Origin of the sequence: Hoylesella shahii, from assembly GCF_937990675.1 — a bacterium.
GTDB lineage: Bacteria > Bacteroidota > Bacteroidia > Bacteroidales > Bacteroidaceae > Prevotella > Prevotella shahii.
In genome coordinates this window covers 14,164-34,687 of the sequence record NZ_CALKQY010000018.1, presented here as the reverse complement: position 1 = coordinate 34,687, position 20,524 = coordinate 14,164, and the positions used below count along the sequence as shown (strand labels likewise).

The following is a 20,524-nucleotide window of genomic DNA, read 5'->3' as shown; positions in this document are numbered from 1 at the left end:
GAGGGAGAGTTAATTATTAGTAAAGAAAACAATAACGCCTTTTAACCCCAATTGGTCATCAGCGCCTAAACAGATTTTGTTGTATTGTCGAGCAGATTGCTCGGCTTTGTAACACAGGCGTAGTGGGCTACATCAAGTTACAAAGACATACAAGATGCCGACAAGAAAATAAAAGATGTTAGGAAACAACACAAAAACAAGAATTCTGGAAACATTGTGGTATAATGATCCATTTGGGGTTAATAGGCATCATGGGTAGAAAATCATGCAGATTAAAAGTGTACCACACAGCAATAGCATCATAACAACAAATGATAAGAGGGTGTGTCAACATAACTTGGCACACCCTCTTTTGTCTTTACTATTATCTTCCTTGTCAATAGGTGCAACACCCAACAAGAGATAAAGTGTGGATCATTAGCTCATCCCTTCAACACTAAGAGTTGTTACGCATCAACCATTCTAGTTTATCGGAACCCTTATAATAAAGCTTCTCCATATAGGCGATTCGTCAAAAGGAGCTGATCCACCATTGAGCAGAATGAGTTCGGCGTGTGGCATGCCATCAAAAGAATAACGCCATTCATGTCAAATTTGAGCTAAAACCAAATGTTGCAAGACACAACATATACTCCTTGTGCTATATCTAGCAAAAGCATGGTGCTGAGATTATACTCAAATGGAGTAATCTTTTTCTTCACTTTTTTATAGATTATTGGTGCACTGCTTTTTAAAATGTAAAATATTTAGTGCGAATTTTAACAATATAGCACCCCTTTTTGCTCACCAACTGCTCACTCGCTCGCAAATAATCGATTTTCGTGGTGCTTTTTTAGCGCAAAAAGCGGATGGGGTTGAACATGCAAGAATAAAGCATTTGCATTGCATAGAAATGCGATAATGGCCTAACAAACGGCGTTTAGTAGCTAAAACTTGGGCGTTTTGCAGCAAATAGCTTTGCATTTAGCAGCAAAACGCAAGACTAACTGCTGCAAAACGCAAGGTAAACTGCTACAAAACGCAAGGTGAAATGGTGCTAAATGCAGGTGAAAGCGGTACAAAACGCAGGTGGAAATGTATAATTTTTCATATTGTATGGTGGGTTAATACGTTTCCAAATGATGAAAACGAGGCTTTTTCTGTGCAAAAATGTGTCTAAAAAGTAGGTTTTTAAGTACTAAAAGCAGGTTTTGGGGCAATGAAAATTTGTGAGCTTGCAACAATCTAGAAAGGCTAAACGGTACAAAACGCCATTGTCGCGTCCAAAAATCAACTAAAAATAAAATACTGAAGGCTGGAAATGTGTTCTAAAGCATGTTTTTGAGTACATTTTCCTCTAGAAGGAGTCGCGCCGAAGAATGTATTCTGTAAAATATTAATACTATATTTAACAATCAAATAAAACTGATTTCTCAAATAAACGCCAACAACCTAGCTTATACGCCCAATCTAATAGTAGGCTTTGCACCGCTTTGTGTGACTGCAGAGTGAGGTTAACGCCCTAGCTTTTTAACCCCAATTGGTCATCCTAGCCTAAACAGATTTTGTTTTATTATCGCCCTCTTGCCTGTCTTTGTAACGCAGGCGTAGCGGGCTACATCAAGTAGTAAAGATAGGCAAGATGGCGATAAGAAAATAAAAGATGTTAGGAAACAATAGATAAACAAGAATTTTGGAAGCATAGTGGTCTAAAGGCCGATTGGGATTAAAGAGGTTGCATACTACTTCAAGAGAATGAGGCAGCCAAGATGCCAACAAACGAATGAGAGAACACAAAACCAACGAACGTTTTCGTTAAGCCAAATGAACAATGTGGAGCTTGCTCGTACATTGTCATGGCGAGAATTGGAAATCGCCAACACGGAGCTTTGGGCGAAGTGGAAAGGCAAAACGCACTTTTCAAGGATCGAAAAAAAGGTTGTTGGGCAGCTGTTGGGCGCATAATATATAGACATTGGCAGAATATTATGCCACTTTTAAGAAGCCGCAAAAATGTGGTAAGTTTGTCGATAGACAACAAAAAGGTGTGCTTTTGTCGGCCTTTTGTATGTCTTATTACACAGAAGAAATACAGTTGTGGCGAAAAAAGACGCGAAAAAATTTGGAACTACTGAAAAAAAACAATACCTTTGCACCGCATTTAACAGGAAGGCGATTTTTATATCGACGGATAAAAGGAAGTTTGGGTGAGTGGCTGAAACCACCAGTTTGCTAAACTGACGTACGGGTTACCGTACCGGGGGTTCGAATCCCCCAGCTTCCGCACGGTTATAAATCGCATGGTGGATTCATCTAACGGTTAGGATACAAGATTCTCAATCTTGGCATAGGGGTTCGATTCCCCTATCCACTACCATCAAAGGACTTTTGCGACGCGCTCGCAGAAGTCCTTTTTGCGTTAACCAATAATAAAGCACAGGTTGATGACAATCTTTATGGTTAATGTTCTTGTGTGGCTTGTCTTTTTTTTATATTTTTGCCAAGCATTATTAGTTATTAGTCTTTGCGCCATCAGTTTGGCGAAAGAGGAAAAATGTAACGAAAGCGCAACTTTTATAGCTCGCCTAACGTCTGATAAATATGATAGAACTAAGAGATATTAATAAAACTTACTTTGGTGCACAGCCGTTGCACGTGCTCAAAGGTATCAATCTCACCATTGACGATGGCGAGTTTGTTTCAATCATGGGCGCATCGGGCTCAGGAAAATCTACCTTGCTCAATATTCTTGGCATTCTCGACAACTACGATACTGGTGAATATAGACTGGGAGGGACGCTCATTAAAGACCTTACTGAACGTCGCGCAGCCTATTATCGCAACCATATGATAGGCTTTGTGTTTCAATCTTTCAACCTCATTGGTTTTAAAACTGCTGTTGAAAACGTTGAACTACCATTGTTTTATCAAGGCGTTTCACGTAAAAAACGCCACACTTTGGCCATGGAATACTTGGAAAAATTGGGGCTTGCACAATGGGCGGGGCACTATCCCAACGAAATGTCGGGCGGACAAAAACAACGGGTGGCTATTGCCAGAGCGCTGATTACCAAACCACAAATTATTCTTGCCGATGAACCAACGGGTGCTCTCGACTCGAAAACCAGTGTGGAGGTGATGCAACTAATTACTAGTTTGAACAGAAACGAAGGCATTACAACGGTGGTTGTTACGCACGACCCTGGTGTAGCCGAACAAACAGATAGACTCATAAGAATAAAAGATGGGCTGATTGTTGATGAGGGACAAAAAATAAGTCAGAAACAATCATAACATTTAACTAACTAACCGCAAAAGTCAATTATGTACACGCTCTTAGAAGAAATATGGTCGACCACCCGACGCAATAAACTGCGCACGGCACTTACTGGCTTTGCCGTGGCTTGGGGTATTTTTATGCTCATATTCTTGTTGGGAGCAGGCAACGGACTTATTAACGCAGGCACGATAAACATGAGTCGCTTTTTGGCTAACTCGATTGCTGTGGCTGGAGGATATACTAGTAAAGAGTATAACGGACTGCCTAAGGACCGCGCCATAGAACTGAATGATAAAGACTTTAATGTAACGCGAGACCAATTTGGTGAGAATGTGGAAACCGTTGGCGCCGAAATTGATATGGGAAATCACACAATGGTGCTGGGTGATAGCCATGAAACAGCTTCGCTAATGGGCGTTTATCCCAACGAAATAGACATTAATAAACGCGAACTGCTTAGCGGACGCTTTATAAACCAAACCGATATTGAAGAGCAGCGCAGGGTGTTGGTGGTGAGTAAAAGTCGTGCCGAGGGACTGGTGGGGAAGAATTGGAAAAACATTGTTGGAGAACATGTGACGATTAACGGCCTCGCTTTTCTAGTGGTGGGTGTCTATTCCGATGATGAAAGTATGTTCCGCAACAATTCGTTTGCTCCTTTCACAACACTTCGCACCATATATAATAAAGGAGATAAGGCAGACCAGATAGTTTTTAGCTTTAAAGGACTGGAGACCGAAGCACAAAACGAAGCCTTCGAAAATGTTTATCGCCATAAAATTAATGCTCAGCACGATGCTGCACCCGATGATGAAGAGTCGGTATGGATATGGAATCGCTTTACCCAGAGTTTGAAAATGAACACGGGAATGGGCTTTATACGCACAGCATTGTGGATAGTGGGCATATTTACACTGCTTAGTGGTATTGTGGGCGTGAGCAATATCATGCTTATTACAGTAAAAGAACGAACACGCGAGTTTGGTATTCGTAAGGCTATAGGTGCCACACCTTGGTCTATTCTGAAACTCATCATTACCGAAAGCGTAATCATAACCCTCATATTTGGCTATATTGGCATGATGTTAGGTATCGGTGCCAACCTCTATATGGATGCAACATTGGGCAATACCACGATGGATGCTGGTGCATTTCAACAGAAAATGTTCATCGACCCCACTGTGGGCTTCGGCGTTTGCATACAAGCAACGTTGCTCATTGTTATTGCAGGTACCATTGCTGGCGTTATACCAGCGCGTAAAGCTGCCAAAACAAGACCCATTGAAGCGTTGAACGCCATGGAGTGATACAGCTTAACCACCAACTGAACAAGAAAGAAGAACTAAAGAGGCGTGGAGTGGGGCGGAGACTTGCCCTCAAGAAGGGGGTGATAAGTCTTACTCTAACCTATATCGATGGACTAGTAAAGTAAAATTAAACTTCTTTTCAACAGTTAACTTGGCCTCATGGCCTGTAGCTTACTGGTTGATAGCCTCCTTTTTGTTCATTCGTTATCTCGACAACTAATATAAACAATGATAGACCTCGACAGATATAAAGAAATACTCGACACCCTATCACGCAACAAAACACGAAGCTTTCTAACGGGTTTTGGCGTATTTTGGGGCATTTTCATGCTTGTGTCGTTATTAGGCGGTGGCAAAGGCTTGCGCGAATTGCTTTCGTCTAACTTCAAAGGCTTTGCAAACAACTCGGGAGTGCTCATCACTCAGAACACAACAAAGCCCTACGATGGTTTGAAGAAAGACAGAAGCTGGAGCTTATCCTATAAAGACATTGAGCGACTAAAGCAACAAATACCCGAAGTAGATGTCGTTACGCCCCTAATTACTAAGTGGGGATATACGGCAGTGTATGGCGATCAGAAGGTTTCGTGTGCTTTTAAAGGGCTGGACGAAAACTATCAAGAGATTGAAACTCCCGAATTGTATTACGGACGCTATCTTAACAACTTGGATAACTTGCAGAAACGAAAGGTGTGCATCCTCGGAAAAAAAGTGTATAAAACGCTTTTCCCTAAAGGTGGAAACCCTTGTGGTAAAGAAATTCGTGTGGGGTCGGTGTTCTTTAAAGTTGTGGGCGTGGACTATAATTCGGGAACAATGAATGCTAATGGTAGTACCGAAGAGTCTGTTGTTGTGCCAATTGGAGTGATGAGTGATGCCTACGCCATGGGCGATACCATCAATATGCTGTGCTTTACAGGCAAACCCGGTATTAAGGTGTCTGATATTGTGCCCAAGGTAAGAACGGTTGTGGCTCGTGCACACCATCTAGACCCAACAGACGAAAAAGCAATGCCTGTGATTAATGTGGAGGCAATTTTTGGAATGATGGATAGTTTGTTCAAGGGGGTAGACTTCCTGGCTTGGCTTGTAGGTATTGGTACGTTACTGGCTGGCGCCATTGGGGTGAGCAATATCATGATGGTAACGGTAAAAGAACGCACCACCGAGATAGGAATTAGGCGAGCCATAGGTGCAACACCCAAAAATATTCTTATGCAAATTATTACCGAGAGCATCACATTGATAAGCGTTGCTGGCATGTCGGGTATTGTTTTCACCGTACTGGTATTGCAAATGGCCGAATTGGCAAGCACCACCGACGGCATTGTTAGTGCCCATTACCAAATTAGTTTCTTCACCGCTGTGGGAGCAGTGCTGTTTCTTTGCGCGCTGGGTGTGCTTGCTGGATTGGCTCCTGCATTGCGTGCAATGAGCATTAAGCCTGTGGATGCTATGCGCGACGAATGATAATCCGAAGGAATAACCGATAGATAACTTTCCGAAACAAAAAAACAACACATAATACATAAACAAAGGAGACCCCAACAACGACGCCTTCGCAACACGAAAGGCTAACATGGGGAAAGACGTTATGAAGAAAAAAATATTTGTGGCATTGCTTATCGCATCCGTGTTTGTAGGCACATTCGTGTTTCTTTGGGTCAAATCCCAGCCCAAACCCGAACAGTACACCGAACTTACGGCCACGGTTAAAGACCTGAAAAAAACGACTGTGATAACGGGACGCATAGAACCGCGAAACGAAGTAAACGTGAAACCGCAAATCTCGGGTATCATAACCGAGATTATGAAAGAGGCAGGACAACCCATACAAGCGGGTGATGTGATTGCCAAAGTAAAGGTTATTCCTGATATGGGACAGCTTAGCGGGGCACAAGCACGTGTTAGATTGGCCAATATCAATTTGGAACAGGCTAAGGCCGAATACGAAAGGGAGAAAACTTTGTTTGACAAGGGACTCGTGGCTGCGCAAGAATACGAGAAGATAAGGCAGGCTTATCAGCAAGCAAAAGAAGAAGTCTCGGCCGCTGACGATAATTTGCAGGTGGTGCGTGATGGCGTTTCAAAGAGCAATGCCAAAGCTAGTTCAACGCTTATCCGTTCTACCATCACCGGAATTATTCTTGATATCCCTGTGAAAGTGGGCAACTCGGTTATCCTTAGCAATACTTTCAATGATGGTACAACCATTGCTAGCGTGGCCAATATGAACGACCTTATATTTAAAGGTAACATCGACGAAACCGAAGTGGGCCACATTAAGCAGGGCATGACCATGAAAATTACTATCGGTGCTTTGCAAAACCTTAAGTTTACGGCCATGCTCGAATATATTTCGCCTAAAGCTGTAGAGACTAATGGTGCTAACCAGTTTGAAATTAAAGCAGCAGTGCAGGTGGGAAAAGGAACTAATATACGTAGCGGATATAGTGCTAATGCCGAAATCGTGTTGCAAGCAGCCAACAATGTGCTTACTGTACCCGAAAGTGCCATCGAATTTAGCGGAAAAGATACTTATGTTTATATCGTGAAGGGAAAGGGTAAAGAGATTACTTACACGCGTACGAAAGTGAAAACTGGCCTTAGCGATGGCGTGGATATCCAAATATTAAGTGGTCTGAAAACAGGAGACAAAGTGCGTGGACCAAAAATTGTCGATGCTGCAGATACTGAAAACTAAACAATATATAAGCGCTTAAATATTTCTAGAAATGAAAAGACTAAAATCTTCATTGCTTTTTGCAGCTCTAACTATGGGTTGCTCAATTGGCATGGCTAATGATGTGGACGTGAAAACGTTTCGCTATGCCGGACCATTCGAACTCTCTCAGCCTGTATTGGTTGATAGCGTCGATGCGCAACAAAAGGCTTTCTCGGCCGAGTCGTTACTCAACACACCCCTAAATCTCGATTTAGCGCAGCAAGGGCGTGTCATTAACGGCGGAAAATTGCCTATATCTTCCGCTCAGTATGCTCTTAACTTATTGCAATTCAATATTCAAAATGCTAGCTATTGCACGTTGGGTGTTGAGCTTAAGGGGCTGAAGCATTATCAAGTTTATGTAGACAATAAGGTTGTTTCGCCGTCAAGCATTACGCTGTTGCCACAAACACACAGCGTGGTGATAAAATATTTAAGTCAGAAAGACTCTATTTACACGCCCTCTCTCAAGGTTACCAATGCTGGAGATGGTGTTAAGGTCAACACTGACACACGCCGTACACTCACATTGGCCGACATCCAAAACGGATTGCAATATTATCGCTTGGGACTTTCGGCCAACGGACGATTTCTTATTACCAACTATTATGATGTGAAAGATGGCGGATATACACGGTATATGTGGAGACTAACCGACCTGAAAACGGGTAACATCATGCGACAAACCGATGAGGCCATGAGCTGGATTCCTGGAACTAACCGCTTTTACATCACCCGAAAGGGGGCTAAAGGGCGCGATCTCATCGCTGTTGACCCGCTCACAGGACAAGAACAGGCTTTGGCCTCGGGCGTTGGAGAAGGAACTATCACCCTAGCACCCAATGGCGAGTATCTTATTTTGGCCACTTCGCAAGAAGGACCACGAGAAGATGCTGATATCTACGAAATAACCCAACCCGAAGACAGAATCCCTGGATGGAGAACAAGGTGGAACTTGTCGTTGGTCGACCTGAAAACCGGACTGGCCCAACCGCTTACCTTTGGCTATCACAATGTGTCGCTTGAAGATATTTCTGCAGATGGTCGCTATATATTATATATGGTGTCGCGCAGTAGATTGGAAAAACGCCCCACAACTGTTTCTTCGCTCTATAAGCTCGATGTGAAAACCATGCAGGTTACATGCGTGGCTCATGATGAAGGCTTCCTCTCCGAGGCTCGTTTCTCACCCGATGCGTCTGCACTTGTGGTTAAAGGCACTGCCGAAGCTTTTAATTCGGTGGGCAAAAATGTACCCGAAGGTAGCACACCTAATGGTTACGATTATCAGTTGTTCTTGCTCAACGTGGCCAATAAGGCTGTTACGCCCATCACCAAGACGTTTAATCCCAGTATCGAAAACTTCTCGTGGAACCCACGAGACGGCCAAATCTACTTCACTGCACTGGATAAAGACATGCAAAAGCTTTTCCGCTTTAATCCCAAAACCAATAAATTCACCCGCTTCGATGTTCCCGAAGACTACGTAACAAGACTGGCTTTCGCCCATAACGCCCCAGTTGCTGTGTGGTATGGCGAAAGTGCATCCAATTCGGATAGGCTTTATACGCTTAATCTCGACAACGGAAAAAGCACCTTGCTCGAAGATCTGAGCAAACAAAAACTAAAGGATGTAGACTTAGGAACATGCACGCCATGGAACTTTATTTCTTCGCGTGGCGATACTATTTCGGGACGTTGCTTCCTTCCTCCTCACTTCGACCCCAATAAAAAATATCCCATGGTGGTATATTATTATGGTGGTTGTTCGCCCGTGAGTGTTTATTTCGAAAGCCGCTACCCCTTGCATCTTTATGCTGCTCAGGGTTATGTGGTATATCTCATCAACCCCAGTGGCGCGGCTGGCTTTGGTCAGGCTCATGCTTCGCGGCATGTTAACACCGCAGGTAAAGGGGTGGCCGAGGATATTATTGAGGGAACCAAGGCGTTCCTTCAGGCTCACCCCTATGTCGACCCCAAACGCGTGGGCTGTATCGGTGCTTCCTATGGTGGATTTATGACGCAATACCTGCAAACGCAAACAGATATCTTCGCTGCTGCCATATCGCATGCCGGCATTAGCGACCACACCAGCTATTGGGGTGAGGGATATTGGGGATATAGTTACAGCGAGGTGTCTATGGCCAACAGCTATCCTTGGACGCGTAAAGACCTTTATGTAGACCAAAGTCCGCTGTTCAATGCCGACAAGATACACACCCCTCTGCTCTTCCTCCATGGCAATGCAGATACCAATGTGCCCATTGGCGAGAGTATCCAAATGTTCACGGCTCTCAAACTCTTGGGACGCCCCACTGCTTTTGTTGTTGTTAATGGCGAAAACCACTCTATCGTTGATTATAATAAGCGCATAAAGTGGCAGAACACCATCTTTGCCTGGTTCGCTCGTTACTTGCAAAACAATCCTTCTTGGTGGCAAGCGCTCTATCCTGACAAACAGTTATAAGCATAACATTACTGTAAAATCGGGCTAAGTTCATTGTCTAGAACTTAGCCCGATTTTGCATTTGTTTTTTCTTTGCATGCTCATTACTTCCTTTTTCAGAGCGCCATACAATTACTCGTTGCCTTTCACTCGTCTGTTTGTTCCTTCTCACGAGGCAAAGTGCCCTTTGCTGTGTGGGACTATAGTGCGCATAAGAGAAAATAAGACCTATCGAAAGCCGTATTTTAACCCCCGTTTTACGCTATCTTGCACCATAACTGTAATCTGTAAGTGTTTAAAAATGTAAAATCAAGCCTCTCTTCCGTGTGCGAACACATAATTGAATACATCCTTATTTATAAGGAATGTAGCGTTAAATTAGGTTTAAAGTTTTGTTCTTAATGCATGTTAAACTTATTCTTTAACATAAAAATAGATACTATATAATACGCTTTCTTATTGTTTTAATGGCTAAATTTGCGATAAGAAAAAATAGCGCACATGATAAAAGACAAGCTAAAATCTATCTTATCGGCATTCAGCTACCGCCAAAAAGTTTTTTTGCTGGTGGTAGGGGGAGTGGTTGTGGGCTTAGGCGGACTCTTTATGTACCTCCTAAGAATGCATACCTACCTCACAGACGACCCTTCGGCGTGCGTAAACTGTCACATCATGACGCCTTATTACGCCTCGTGGATGCACTCTTCTCACGCTCGCGACGCCACGTGCAACGATTGTCACGTGCCGCACAACAACATCTTCGCTAAGTATTTCTTCAAAGCTAAAGATGGTATGAACCATGTAAGCAAGTTTGTTACCTTCAAAGAACGACAGGTAATTACGGCCGAAGATGCTAGCGCTGGCGTGATTATGGATAACTGTATTCGCTGTCATTCTCAACTCAATCAGGAGTTTGTGCACACTGGACGCATCAATTACATGATGGCCAAGCGTGGTGAGGGAATGGCTTGCTGGGATTGCCACCGCGATGTGCCTCATGGAGGCATGAACTCTCTTTCGGCTACACCCAATGCTCAAGTGCCTTTACCCGACTCGCCCGTACCCGATTGGCTGCAAGGTATGCTCGGAAAAAAAGGCAAATAATTACACGCTCGCTTCTATTAACACCCCAACTCTGCGTGTGGGGTAAACATTATGAAACCCGAAACTAAAAACAATTAAGATATGGCAAAGCAATTAAAACGTTGGCAAGGATGGCTGTTGTTCGGAGGTTCAATGGTTGTCGTTTTCATCTTAGGCCTTCTCGTATCGTCGCTCTTAGAGCGCAGGGCCGAAGTGGTAAGCATCTTCAACAACAGAAAGACTCCTATGGAGGGTATCGTATCTGAAAACTCGAAGTTCGCAAGCGACTTCCCCCGCGAATACGAAACGTGGAAACAAACCGCCGACACCACTTTTAAAAGCGAATTTAACAGTTCACAAGCCGTAGACGTGCTTGCCCAACGCCCCAACATGGTGATTCTTTGGGCTGGCTATGCTTTCTCGTGGGACTACGCCACACCCCGTGGACACCAACATGCTGTTGAAGATGTGCGCAGAACACTACGTACAGGTGCCCCCGGAGTAACCGAAGGCAAAGAGCCGCAGCCAGGAACATGCTGGACTTGTAAAGGTCCTGATGTGCCACGCGTGATGAAAGAACAGGGTGTGGCCAACTTCTATAAGGCACCTTGGTCGAAGTGGGGAGACCAGATAATGAACAACGTGGGCTGCTCAGACTGCCACGACTCTAAGACAATGGACCTCAAACCCGCACGCCCGGCCTTGTACGAAGCCTGGCAACGCGTTGGAAAAGACGTGAACAAGGCCACGCACCAAGAGATGCGCTCGCTGGTTTGCGCGCAATGCCACACCGAATACTTCTTCAAGGGCGAAGGTAAATACCTCACCTTCCCGCAAGACAGCGGTATGACGGTAGAGGCGATGGAGAAGTATTACGATGCAATGAACTATAAGGACTACACACACGCACTAAGCCGTGCGCCTATTCTTAAGGCTCAGCACCCTGGTTACGAGGTTCATCAGATGGGCATTCATGGCCAACGTGGTGTTTCGTGTGCAGATTGCCACATGCCTTACATGAGCAAGGGTGGTGTTAAATACACCGACCATCACATCATGAGCCCGCTGGCAAACATCGAACGCACCTGTCAAACTTGCCACAGACAGAGCGCCGAAACGCTTAGACAAAATGTTTACGAACGCCAACGCAAGTGCAACGAGATACGCAACCGCGTAGAAAACGAATTGGCTACCGCACACATTGAGGCCAAATTTGCATGGGATAAGGGCGCAACCGAGGCCGAAATGAAACCCGTTCTCGACCTCTTGCGCAAGAGCCAATGGCGTTGGGATTTTGCAGTGGCTTCTCACGGCGCTTCGTTCCACGCTCCTCAAGAAATTACACGTATCCTTTCTCATAGTCTTGACTACGCTAATCAGGCGCGACTCAAAGTTGCTAAGGTGCTTGCAGCGCACGGATTTATTGGCGATGTGCCAATGCCCGACATCTCTACTAAGGGTAAGGCTCAAGCTTACATCGGACTGGATATGAAACAGAAGGAAGGCGATAAAGAGAAATTCCTCAATACGGTGGTGCCCGAGTGGATTAAAAAAGCTAAGGCTGCAGGACGCGCTATCGACTTGTAAGCTTTTAGCTAATGGGTTTTCTCAGTAACATAGAATTATCATAACATTCTAATAAAGGGGTTAAGGTCTCTAACAAGACCTCAACTCCTTTATAGTGTCTATAATGGGGCGTTTGGGTTTTGCTTAGGCATGGTGCAAGGCGCGTTTGCTTCGGTGCAGATATCTGCTTTTGGAGGCCTTATATCCTAGGGCGCTTGCATGCGAGGATATTCTCTAGAAGGTTTTTTCTAGCCAAAAGTTCCTCTTTTGCAAGCCAATGCGACAACACAATGCTTCTTACCATAAACTGAACAACCTTGTCTATATGATTTTTGCCCACTGATAATAAAACGATAATAAACTAAATAATAAAGATAAACCATTATGTGGAAACGACCATGGAAGATGGTTGAGGGCTTTTCTATAGGAGCCGGACTCGTCATTGTTGGCCTCCTGTTGCAGTTTAGCGCAGGTCCAATAGCCTGGAGCAACCTTTCTTATCCCGTCAATATCATTATCTTGGCTTGCTATCTGCTTGCCATGGCACTTGTGTTTGCTCTTCGCAACAAGGTGTATTCCTTCAAATTCCTCTCCTCGTATGCATCGGCTGTGCCTGCTCTCGCCTATGCCGTAGCACTAACTGCCATCATGGGATTAACCCGACAGATGCCCGATGGACATCAAGCTGCCGACCCACTGGGACTTACACGCATGCTTTCGTTTTGGCCTTTTGTGCTCGTCTACATCTGGGTGTCGGTCATTGTGGCTCAAGCCACCATCGCTAAGGCTGTGCGTTTTAAGTGGCGCGATGTGCCCTTTATGCTCAATCATGCTGGGTTGCTCATCGTGATGCTCTGTGCCACATTGGGTAACGCCGATATGAAACGTCTTAACATGACCATTCACAAAACTTCGCCCGAATGGAGAGCCACCGACGAGGCTGGAAAAAAAGTGGAATTGCCACTGGCTATACAGCTAAAGGATTTTCAAATCTATGAATATCCGCCTAAACTGATGCTTGTTGATGGTAAAACGGGCGACCCCATCCCCAAGTATAAGCCTATCACCGTGGTGGTTGATAGTAGCTTTACCACAGGAAACTTACACGGATGGACCGTAAAACTTAATAAGCGCATTGAAGAAGCAGCACCTTTAATGACCCGCGACACCACCAACTACCTGCCTTGGCATTCCTCGGGAGCAATGATTGCATTGAACATCACTGCCACATCTCCAGATGGAAAGATCACCAAAACGGGCTGGGTTACTTGTGGTAGCTACCATTTTCCCTATCAGGTGCTTAGCTTAGACGGAAAAGTGTGCATCGCCATGCCCGAACGCGAACCACAACGCTACATCTCGCGTGTGGAACTGATGACCCAAGCTGGGCTGCACGCCTTTGCCGATATCGAGGTTAACCACCCCCTTAGTGTTGAAGGCTGGAAGGTTTACCAATTGTCTTACGACACATCGATGGGCCGATGGAGCGAAACCAGTGTACTAGAGCTGGTTAAAGACCCCTGGTTGCCCTATGTATATGTGGGCTTGGGCATGATGATGCTCGGAGCTGTGTTTATGTTTTTGTCGTTACAACGCAGAAAGGAGACCAAAGAATGAGTTGGAACAATTTCCCCTATTTCGCCCTAGTGGCCGTTTTGCTATGGGCCACTGGCGCTTATGCAGCCTGGAAAGATAAAAAAACGCTCACCCTTAGTGCCACTGTTGCAGGCCTGCTGGTGTTTTTTAGTTTCATTGTTGCCATGTGGATTTCACTCGAACGGCCACCTTTGCGCACCATGGGCGAAACGCGCCTGTGGTATTCGCTCTTCTTGCCCTTTGCCGGACTGGTGGTTTATCTGCGTTGGCGCTATAAGTGGATATTGTCTTTCAGCACCATCTTGGCCACGGTGTTTATAATGGTCAACGTGCTGAAGCCCGAAATACATAATAAAACGTTGATGCCTGCCTTGCAAAGTCCATGGTTTGCACCCCACGTTATTGTGTATATGTTTGCCTATGCCTTGCTGGGCGCTGCCACGGTGATGGCTATTTATTTGCTCTTCATCAAGAAAACGCCTTGCACCGCCGACGAAATGGATATCACCGATAACCTTGTGTATGTGGGCTTGTCGTTTATGACGTTGGGCATGCTCATGGGGGCGTTCTGGGCTAAAGAGGCTTGGGGGCATTATTGGGCCTGGGACCCAAAGGAAACTTGGGCTGCCGTTACCTGGTTTGCTTATTTGTGTTATGTGCATTTCCGCCGTTCGCGCCCCTATAATATGCGACCTGCACTTTATATGCTCATTGTGTCGTTCTTGCTTCTGCAAATGTGCTGGTGGGGAATTAACTATTTGCCCGCTGCACAAGGCACTAGTGTGCACACTTACAACTTGAGTTAGTGCACGTCCCTGGGCGTGTTTGCCTGGGTTTACATGCATTGGGCACAGCTCCTTGTCTTGTTGTGCACGCTTGGCTCAAATCTGCTATGAAAAACGTCTGTTCTTGTTTTGGCCGATGGCTTTAACTCAGACCAGTCGTTATAGCTGTTTAGATTTTGTGTATTGTTTAACAGATTGCCCGTCTTATTCTTGTAGGCGTAGGGTTCTACGGTGCAAGCATAGGATAGGCAATCTGCCGATATGCAAACGAAAGATGTATTGCAAACAATTTAAACCCTATCATCCATGTGATAAGCGGTCTAACTCCCGATTTGGGGTTGTTTGTTGTTTTGGGCTTTATGTTTAGCTTTTCTTCCTCGGTGTTTAGTGTTTTATCCCCCCAATTGCTTATTCGTTATTTATTGGGCTTAAGATTGCAATGTGTGTCTATTGTGTAAAATATTCAGCGAGAATTTTAACACTGTGAGTGCCCTTTCTGCTCACCAACTGCTCACTCGCTTGCAAATACTCAATTCTCACGAAGGTTTTTTGCGTAAGAAAAGGGGTGGGTTTTTAATGCAACAAAACTGTATTTGTATTGCATAGAAATGTAAAACTAATCAAACTTTGGGTCATTATGGGCTAAATGTTATGCTATTTGCAGCAAATAACCCTGCGTTTAGCAGCAAAACGCAAGGCTAAGTGTAGCAAAACGCAAGGTGAAATGCCGCAAAACGCGAGGTGAAATGCTGCTAAATGCACCGAAAAATGCCACTAAACGCAAGGCGGAATGCATAAACTTGCATGTTTTGTCTTGCTGTTGAAGGTTATCGCCTGATAAAAATTGCCGTTGTTTAGGGTAAAAAAGAGGTGAAAAAGTGGAATTTTAGCTGCAAATAGCTGTTTTGAGGAAGAAACAAAATTAGTAGTTGACGGTGAAATAGAAAGCCAAAAAGGTGCAAAATGCGGTTGTGGTGCTCAAAATTGGTGAAAATATAAATTGTGAAAGGCTAAAAATAAGCCAAAAAACGTGCTTTTGACTCTCCTTTTTTCGCTAGAAGGGCTTGTCTTAGAATATGAGTTTTGTAAAATAAGGCGTTTGTATTTAACAAAAGAAGATAACAAAACTCTTATGCTAAACATGTGCGATGTTCTAGTGTTTTATTTCTGTCTAACTCCATTTTGCAAAATATATCATTCGATATTATTGTGCGTTTAATGCCGTTTTATTTTTTATCAAAAACGGTCGTTAGGTCGCTAATCACATGTTTTATATGGGTTTCATTGTATTCTGCTTATCTTTCGTTTTCTAGTATGCACATTGCTTGTGTTCTTCTTTTGCTGTGGTGCTCTTATTCCATCGAGTATTAATCTGCAAGGTACTCAACAATGTACAAATTCTAAACGGCTCTAACGGCTGTTTGGAGGTAAAACTTAATATCAGCCAGTAGCAATGTGCGCGCAGTGTTTTGTATAATGTTTTTTTAGATGAAGGCAAGCCAACGTTTTCGTTAAGCCAAATGAACAATGTCGAGCTTGCTCGTACATTGTCATGGCGAGAAAACGCACTTTTCAAAGAAGGAAAAGAACGTTCCATTGCCTTTACCTTGCCCGATGTATATTGTTTGTATATATATAATAGTCGGTTAGAGCTTTAATATATGGCGAAATATATAGAAATCCACAATAGAGACATGTACGAAGTAAGGTGTTGTGTGTGCGTTTTGTCAAGTTTTAGCAACAAATTGCTTTCTTAGAGCAGTTATTTTCTGTTTTTTGTTCATCACTAATGAGTCTTTTTTGCGTTTCTTGTCTTATAAAACCAAGATACAATGTGTTTATTCTTTTCTATTCTTATAATGTTTTTAACGTATTTAATTCGGTCGTCTATCGTTGATTTTGCATCGTTTCTGGTCAAAAAATACAATATTTCTGTTACATTACGCATAATAATACACATGGTTTGGTGTTTTTTGGTTGTTGTATAACGGTAAATATATGTTAAAACAAAAAAGCGTGTTTACTTTTTTTGTATATGTGCTTAATCTATTTTATATACTTTTCTTTTGGTTACAAAGCTTTTACGCCTAACTTTGCACCAGAGGTATTTAGGATGATAAACGACCGCCGAATGCCTCAAAGAAGTGATTAAGACAACCTGTGAAGGCATTTTGGCGGTTTCTTTTGTATGTGTATCAAGAATCAGTTATAGATCATTCAGTTACTAAAGGTAAATTAGGGTTATGAAGAGTATTGATAAGAGAGTAGGTACGTTAATGCTATCGTTGGCTTTGTCCGTGGCGAGTGTTTGCGCACAGACCGTAGACGACATCTGTATAAATAATGTTCGTCAACTGGGAGGAAAGGAAGCTGCAGCCAAAGTTAAGTCGTTACAACTGCAAGAAACGGTTGTTACCGAGGGTAGCGAACTGCAAGTCACCACGTTGTTGGTGCCTGGCGTGGCATATTATCAGCGCATTAAGTCGCCTCAAGGTACATCGATGGTATGCGCTTATGGGGAGCAAGGATGGATTTTTAATTCCACTCCCACGCCACGCACCGAGCAGTTACCCGATGGTATGGCTCAAACATACATCATAGGGTCGAAATTTTTGGGCCCATTGTTCGATTATTGCGTCAATCAGAAAGCGTCGGATGTGTCGATGGTGAAACTTATTGGCAAAAAAGATTTGGATGGTGAAGCCTGCTATGAATTGCAAGCAAACTATAAGTCGGGCTGCAAATTGGTGTTGTGCGTGTCGTGTAAAGATGGCTTAATAAGGCAAACCACGTCTCCTGCGGGAGTGATAAGATACGAAGACTACCGTAATGTGGGAGGTGTGATGGTGCCACACATGGTGCTTACAAGCTGTGCCAGAGGACTAATCCTCACAAAAGTAAACAGTGCCCAGGTAAATGTTGACCTGGAAGGCCAGTTGCTTGCCAAACCATAAAGCGCAATGTTATTGAGGGCTGCGGATGGTTGTTGGCCCAAACGATAGTACATATTTTAGCTACGAAGATATTATTGGTTATTAGGAGTGGACTCGAACGTGTTTCGAGTCCTTTTTTTGTGTCAGAACCAAGGGCGGGTCTAGTGCGCTACGCATTCAAGAACACAACTAACAATTTGCTCAACAGCGCACAACAGCCATACCCATCCGGCGAACGATTGGGGTTAAATGTTCTTTTCGTTCCTTGAAAAGTGCGTTTTGCCTTTCCACTTCGCCTAAAGCTCCGTGCTGGCGATCTCCAATTCTCGCCATGACAATGTACGAGCAAGCTCGACATTGTTCATTTGGCTTAACGAAAACGTTAGTTTACTTGTGTGCTTTTTGTTATGGCTGGATGCGGAGGTCTGTTTTTTTGATTGTTTGCTAAGCGTGTGGATAACCCTTGCTGCGCTTAATGGCTTGCGAAAATGGGCATATTGTCTAGCATCGAGGTGGTTAAGAAGTTTTTTTGTATGGTATAGATTATGTTTTTTGCGCTTTAAAAGGTGATTATTTTTTGATAGCTATTGTAAAAACAGAATACTTTTCGTAACTTTGTGGTGAGAAAGACTGTAAGGTTGTAACAAGCTTACAGCCGAGGGTAGAGTATAAACGCGCGGGCAGGCACGTTGTCTCATCAATATAGCAACGCGCCTGCTTCATAATGCGCGCACCGATTGGCTCTAAAGCCCTTAAAAAAACATGCTTGATGTTGGCTAACGCCATGTAACTAGCCAACATGTCAATCCGCTAACCCGGTAAACACGTACATCCGTGAACGAACATAACAACAAACTTAACTAACAACATGTGATTATGAACCGACAAATTGAAATGGTAGTGCTGTGGACACTTGTCATTATGGGATTTTTGGCTCACACCATGGCCGATGTGATGCCCGCATTTTGGGGCGAACAGATAGTGACCATGTCAACTCCTGCACATTCGCGCGAACTTATTGCCATGATGTTGGGCGTGTGTTATACATTGCCCGTGCTGGCCATCTTTCTTGCTTTGTGGGGCAAACATAAGGCATGGCGAGTTATTCACGTGCTTTTGACTTTTATTTTCACTGCTCTTTGTTTGCTGCACATGCTTGAATGGCTCGACGAGTTCAATCCCGTGCAACTCACTGTTATGCCACTTATGGGGCTCATCGGTCTCATCTTGTTTGTGAAATCCATTAAGTACGCCCGCGAAAAGCGTAACACGGAAGTGGAAGAAACCGAAAACGATGCTGACGAAAACGAAGACACGGACGAAAACGAAGACACGGACGAGAACGAGGCCCGAGAAGATGCTAACGAAGAGCAAACAAACGACAACGAAGCGCAAGCAAATCATGGCGATACGAAAGAAAGTGAAGCTGAAGAAAACACAAACACTAAATAATGGGATTACCCAGTATGTGCTATCTTAGTTGATTGTAGAGAATGTGGGTTGGTGTTATACAAATAATCTCCATGCTAAAGGCATGGAGATGTTTTGAATTTCGATGTTGCAGTTTAGACCTTTGATGAAGAATGTTTGGCATTAATACAGCAATAGAATGCCCGCCACGGCAGCATAGCCAATCATACGTATGGGATTAATTTTCATATACCTTGTGCCAACAAACGTAATGACGAAGAGAAATAGGCTAATGCCAAATTGCCAAGGGTTGGTAATAGGCGAAGAGAAATTTTCTTGGGTCATCAGGAGAAGGGCTGCAGCAGCAAGCATACCCACAACAGCTGGTCGCAAACCTGCAAAAATGTTCTGAACAATGGGCACGTTCATGTATTTCATAAACATCTTGCTAATGAGTATCATCAGAATAAGCGATGGCAACACCAATGCAAATGTAGCGGTGGCGCTGCCAAGCATAGCCATCCACGTGCTGAAGCCAGCATTGTGCGCGGCTGTGTATCCACAATAGGTGGCTGCATTGATGCCGATTGGGCCAGGAGTCATTTGAGAGATGGCCACGATATTGGTAAATTCGGCCGACGAAAGCCATTGATGGTGAACAACCGTTTCGGTTTGTATGAGCGATAACATGCCGTAACCGCCACCGAAGCCAAACAGTCCGATGATGAAAAACGTATAGAAAAGCTCGAAAAATATCATGTGATGGTGTATTTGTTGCTGGCCAATATACTTCTGAGTGAAGTTTGCGGTGCCTAAGATGGCCAAGAGTGGCACCGATGAAGCTCTAATTCTCGTTGTGTTGTTCTTCGGTGGGCTTGATAAACTGGCCATAGAGGTAGCCACAAAGACCTGCGCCGATGATGATGTAAATGGGATTTACGCCTAAGGCCCAAATGAGCAGGGCGCAAACAACAGGTATCCAAAGCGTGCTCCATGTGATGTGGGCACTTTTGGCAAGATTGAATGTGGGGGCGGCAATAAGCGCTACCACTGCTGGACGTATGCCTCGAAAGGCTGCAGCCACCACGGTGTTGTCTTGAAACTGATGAAAGAACATCGCGACGAACAGTATAATCAAAAACGAAGGCAACGCCGTGCCAATGCAGGTACATAGTGCTCCGGGTGTCTTTCGCATCTTATAACCTATAAAGATGCTGATGTTTATGGCAAATACGCCTGGACAACTCTGAGCAATGGCAATGAGGTCTAGAAACTCTTCTTTCTCTATCCACTTGTTTTTATCCACCACTTCGGCCTCAATAATGGGTATCATGGCATATCCGCCGCCAAGAGTGAACATACCTATTTTAAAGAATGTGCGAAAACTGTTCCAATATATCGACATGTTAATAAT

13 protein-coding genes and 2 tRNA genes are annotated in these 20,524 nt (G+C 44.1%); 13 read left to right on the top strand and 2 right to left on the bottom strand.

Features of this window, described 5'->3' with window-relative positions; translation table 11 throughout:
* Positions 1-2,176 precede the first annotated feature (2,176 nt).
* The 13 genes from QME03_RS02335 (at position 2,177) to QME03_RS02275 (ending at position 19,152) form a co-directional block, all read left to right on the top strand.
* Positions 2,177-2,263: transfer RNA gene (locus tag QME03_RS02335), tRNA-Ser, on the top strand.
* 18 nt (positions 2,264-2,281) lie between these two features.
* A tRNA-Glu gene (locus QME03_RS02330) sits at positions 2,282-2,356 on the top strand.
* 224 nt (positions 2,357-2,580) lie between these two features.
* Positions 2,581-3,273, top strand: a complete 693-nt coding sequence (locus QME03_RS02325) for an ABC transporter ATP-binding protein (protein WP_025817275.1) — start codon at positions 2,581-2,583, stop codon at positions 3,271-3,273.
* Positions 3,274-3,303: 30 nt separating this feature from the next.
* Positions 3,304-4,566 (top strand): ABC transporter permease, encoded by a 1,263-nt coding sequence (locus QME03_RS02320; protein WP_281723342.1) that lies wholly within the window; start codon positions 3,304-3,306, stop codon positions 4,564-4,566.
* A gap of 228 nt (positions 4,567-4,794) precedes the next feature.
* Positions 4,795-6,036, top strand: a complete 1,242-nt coding sequence (locus QME03_RS02315) for an ABC transporter permease (RefSeq protein WP_281723341.1) — start codon at positions 4,795-4,797, stop codon at positions 6,034-6,036.
* Between the two features lie 124 nt (positions 6,037-6,160).
* Positions 6,161-7,270, top strand: a complete 1,110-nt coding sequence (locus tag QME03_RS02310) for an efflux RND transporter periplasmic adaptor subunit (protein WP_281723340.1) — start codon at positions 6,161-6,163, stop codon at positions 7,268-7,270.
* A gap of 31 nt (positions 7,271-7,301) precedes the next feature.
* A complete protein-coding gene (locus QME03_RS02305; RefSeq protein ID WP_281723339.1) occupies positions 7,302-9,758 on the top strand; it encodes a S9 family peptidase in 2,457 nt (818 codons plus the stop codon).
* 480 nt (positions 9,759-10,238) lie between these two features.
* A complete protein-coding gene (gene nrfH, locus QME03_RS02300) occupies positions 10,239-10,841 on the top strand; it encodes a cytochrome c nitrite reductase small subunit (protein ID WP_025817282.1) in 603 nt (200 codons plus the stop codon).
* An 81-nt stretch (positions 10,842-10,922) separates the two neighbouring features.
* Positions 10,923-12,407, top strand: a complete 1,485-nt coding sequence (gene nrfA / locus QME03_RS02295; protein WP_281723338.1) for an ammonia-forming cytochrome c nitrite reductase — start codon at positions 10,923-10,925, stop codon at positions 12,405-12,407.
* Positions 12,408-12,770: 363 nt separating this feature from the next.
* Entirely contained in the window at positions 12,771-14,003 is a 1,233-nt protein-coding gene (locus tag QME03_RS02290) for a cytochrome c biogenesis ResB family protein (protein WP_281723337.1), read from the top strand.
* A complete protein-coding gene (gene ccsA / locus QME03_RS02285) occupies positions 14,000-14,788 on the top strand; it encodes a cytochrome c biogenesis protein CcsA (RefSeq protein WP_281723336.1) in 789 nt (262 codons plus the stop codon). The genes QME03_RS02290 and ccsA overlap by 4 nt, the downstream gene beginning before the upstream one ends.
* 2,222 nt (positions 14,789-17,010) lie before the next feature.
* The gene (locus QME03_RS02280; RefSeq protein ID WP_273262716.1) at positions 17,011-17,721 is read left to right on the top strand and encodes a hypothetical protein; all 711 of its coding nucleotides are present in this window, start codon (positions 17,011-17,013) and stop codon (positions 17,719-17,721) included.
* An 855-nt stretch (positions 17,722-18,576) separates the two neighbouring features.
* On the top strand, positions 18,577-19,152 hold the full coding sequence (locus QME03_RS02275) for a hypothetical protein (RefSeq protein ID WP_281723335.1): 576 nt from the start codon (positions 18,577-18,579) through the stop codon (positions 19,150-19,152).
* Between the two features lie 141 nt (positions 19,153-19,293).
* On the opposite strand, the gene QME03_RS02270 is transcribed toward QME03_RS02275, so the two are convergent.
* Both QME03_RS02270 and QME03_RS02265 read right to left on the bottom strand, forming a co-directional pair.
* Positions 19,294-19,869, bottom strand: coding sequence for a chromate transporter (locus QME03_RS02270; protein WP_281723334.1), 576 nt, complete (start codon positions 19,867-19,869; stop codon positions 19,294-19,296).
* An 85-nt stretch (positions 19,870-19,954) separates the two neighbouring features.
* Positions 19,955-20,515, bottom strand: a complete 561-nt coding sequence (locus QME03_RS02265; RefSeq protein WP_025817315.1) for a chromate transporter — start codon at positions 20,513-20,515, stop codon at positions 19,955-19,957.
* Positions 20,516-20,524 lie beyond the last annotated feature (9 nt).

Bases quoted from the DNA above. Each gene is read 5' to 3' on its own strand.
- nrfH (WP_025817282.1), top strand. From the start codon at position 10,239: ATGATAAAAGACAAGCTAAAATCTATCTTATCGGCATTCAGCTACCGC.
- QME03_RS02275 (WP_281723335.1), top strand. From the start codon at position 18,577: ATGAACCGACAAATTGAAATGGTAGTGCTGTGGACACTTGTCATTATG.
- QME03_RS02270 (WP_281723334.1), bottom strand. From the start codon at position 19,869: ATGATATTTTTCGAGCTTTTCTATACGTTTTTCATCATCGGACTGTTT.
- QME03_RS02320 (WP_281723342.1), top strand. From the start codon at position 3,304: ATGTACACGCTCTTAGAAGAAATATGGTCGACCACCCGACGCAATAAA.
- QME03_RS02305 (WP_281723339.1), top strand. From the start codon at position 7,302: ATGAAAAGACTAAAATCTTCATTGCTTTTTGCAGCTCTAACTATGGGT.
- QME03_RS02290 (WP_281723337.1), top strand. From the start codon at position 12,771: ATGTGGAAACGACCATGGAAGATGGTTGAGGGCTTTTCTATAGGAGCC.
- QME03_RS02325 (WP_025817275.1), top strand. From the start codon at position 2,581: ATGATAGAACTAAGAGATATTAATAAAACTTACTTTGGTGCACAGCCG.
- ccsA (WP_281723336.1), top strand. From the start codon at position 14,000: ATGAGTTGGAACAATTTCCCCTATTTCGCCCTAGTGGCCGTTTTGCTA.
- QME03_RS02280 (WP_273262716.1), top strand. From the start codon at position 17,011: ATGAAGAGTATTGATAAGAGAGTAGGTACGTTAATGCTATCGTTGGCT.
- QME03_RS02265 (WP_025817315.1), bottom strand. From the start codon at position 20,515: ATGTCGATATATTGGAACAGTTTTCGCACATTCTTTAAAATAGGTATG.
- QME03_RS02315 (WP_281723341.1), top strand. From the start codon at position 4,795: ATGATAGACCTCGACAGATATAAAGAAATACTCGACACCCTATCACGC.
- nrfA (WP_281723338.1), top strand. From the start codon at position 10,923: ATGGCAAAGCAATTAAAACGTTGGCAAGGATGGCTGTTGTTCGGAGGT.
- QME03_RS02310 (WP_281723340.1), top strand. From the start codon at position 6,161: ATGAAGAAAAAAATATTTGTGGCATTGCTTATCGCATCCGTGTTTGTA.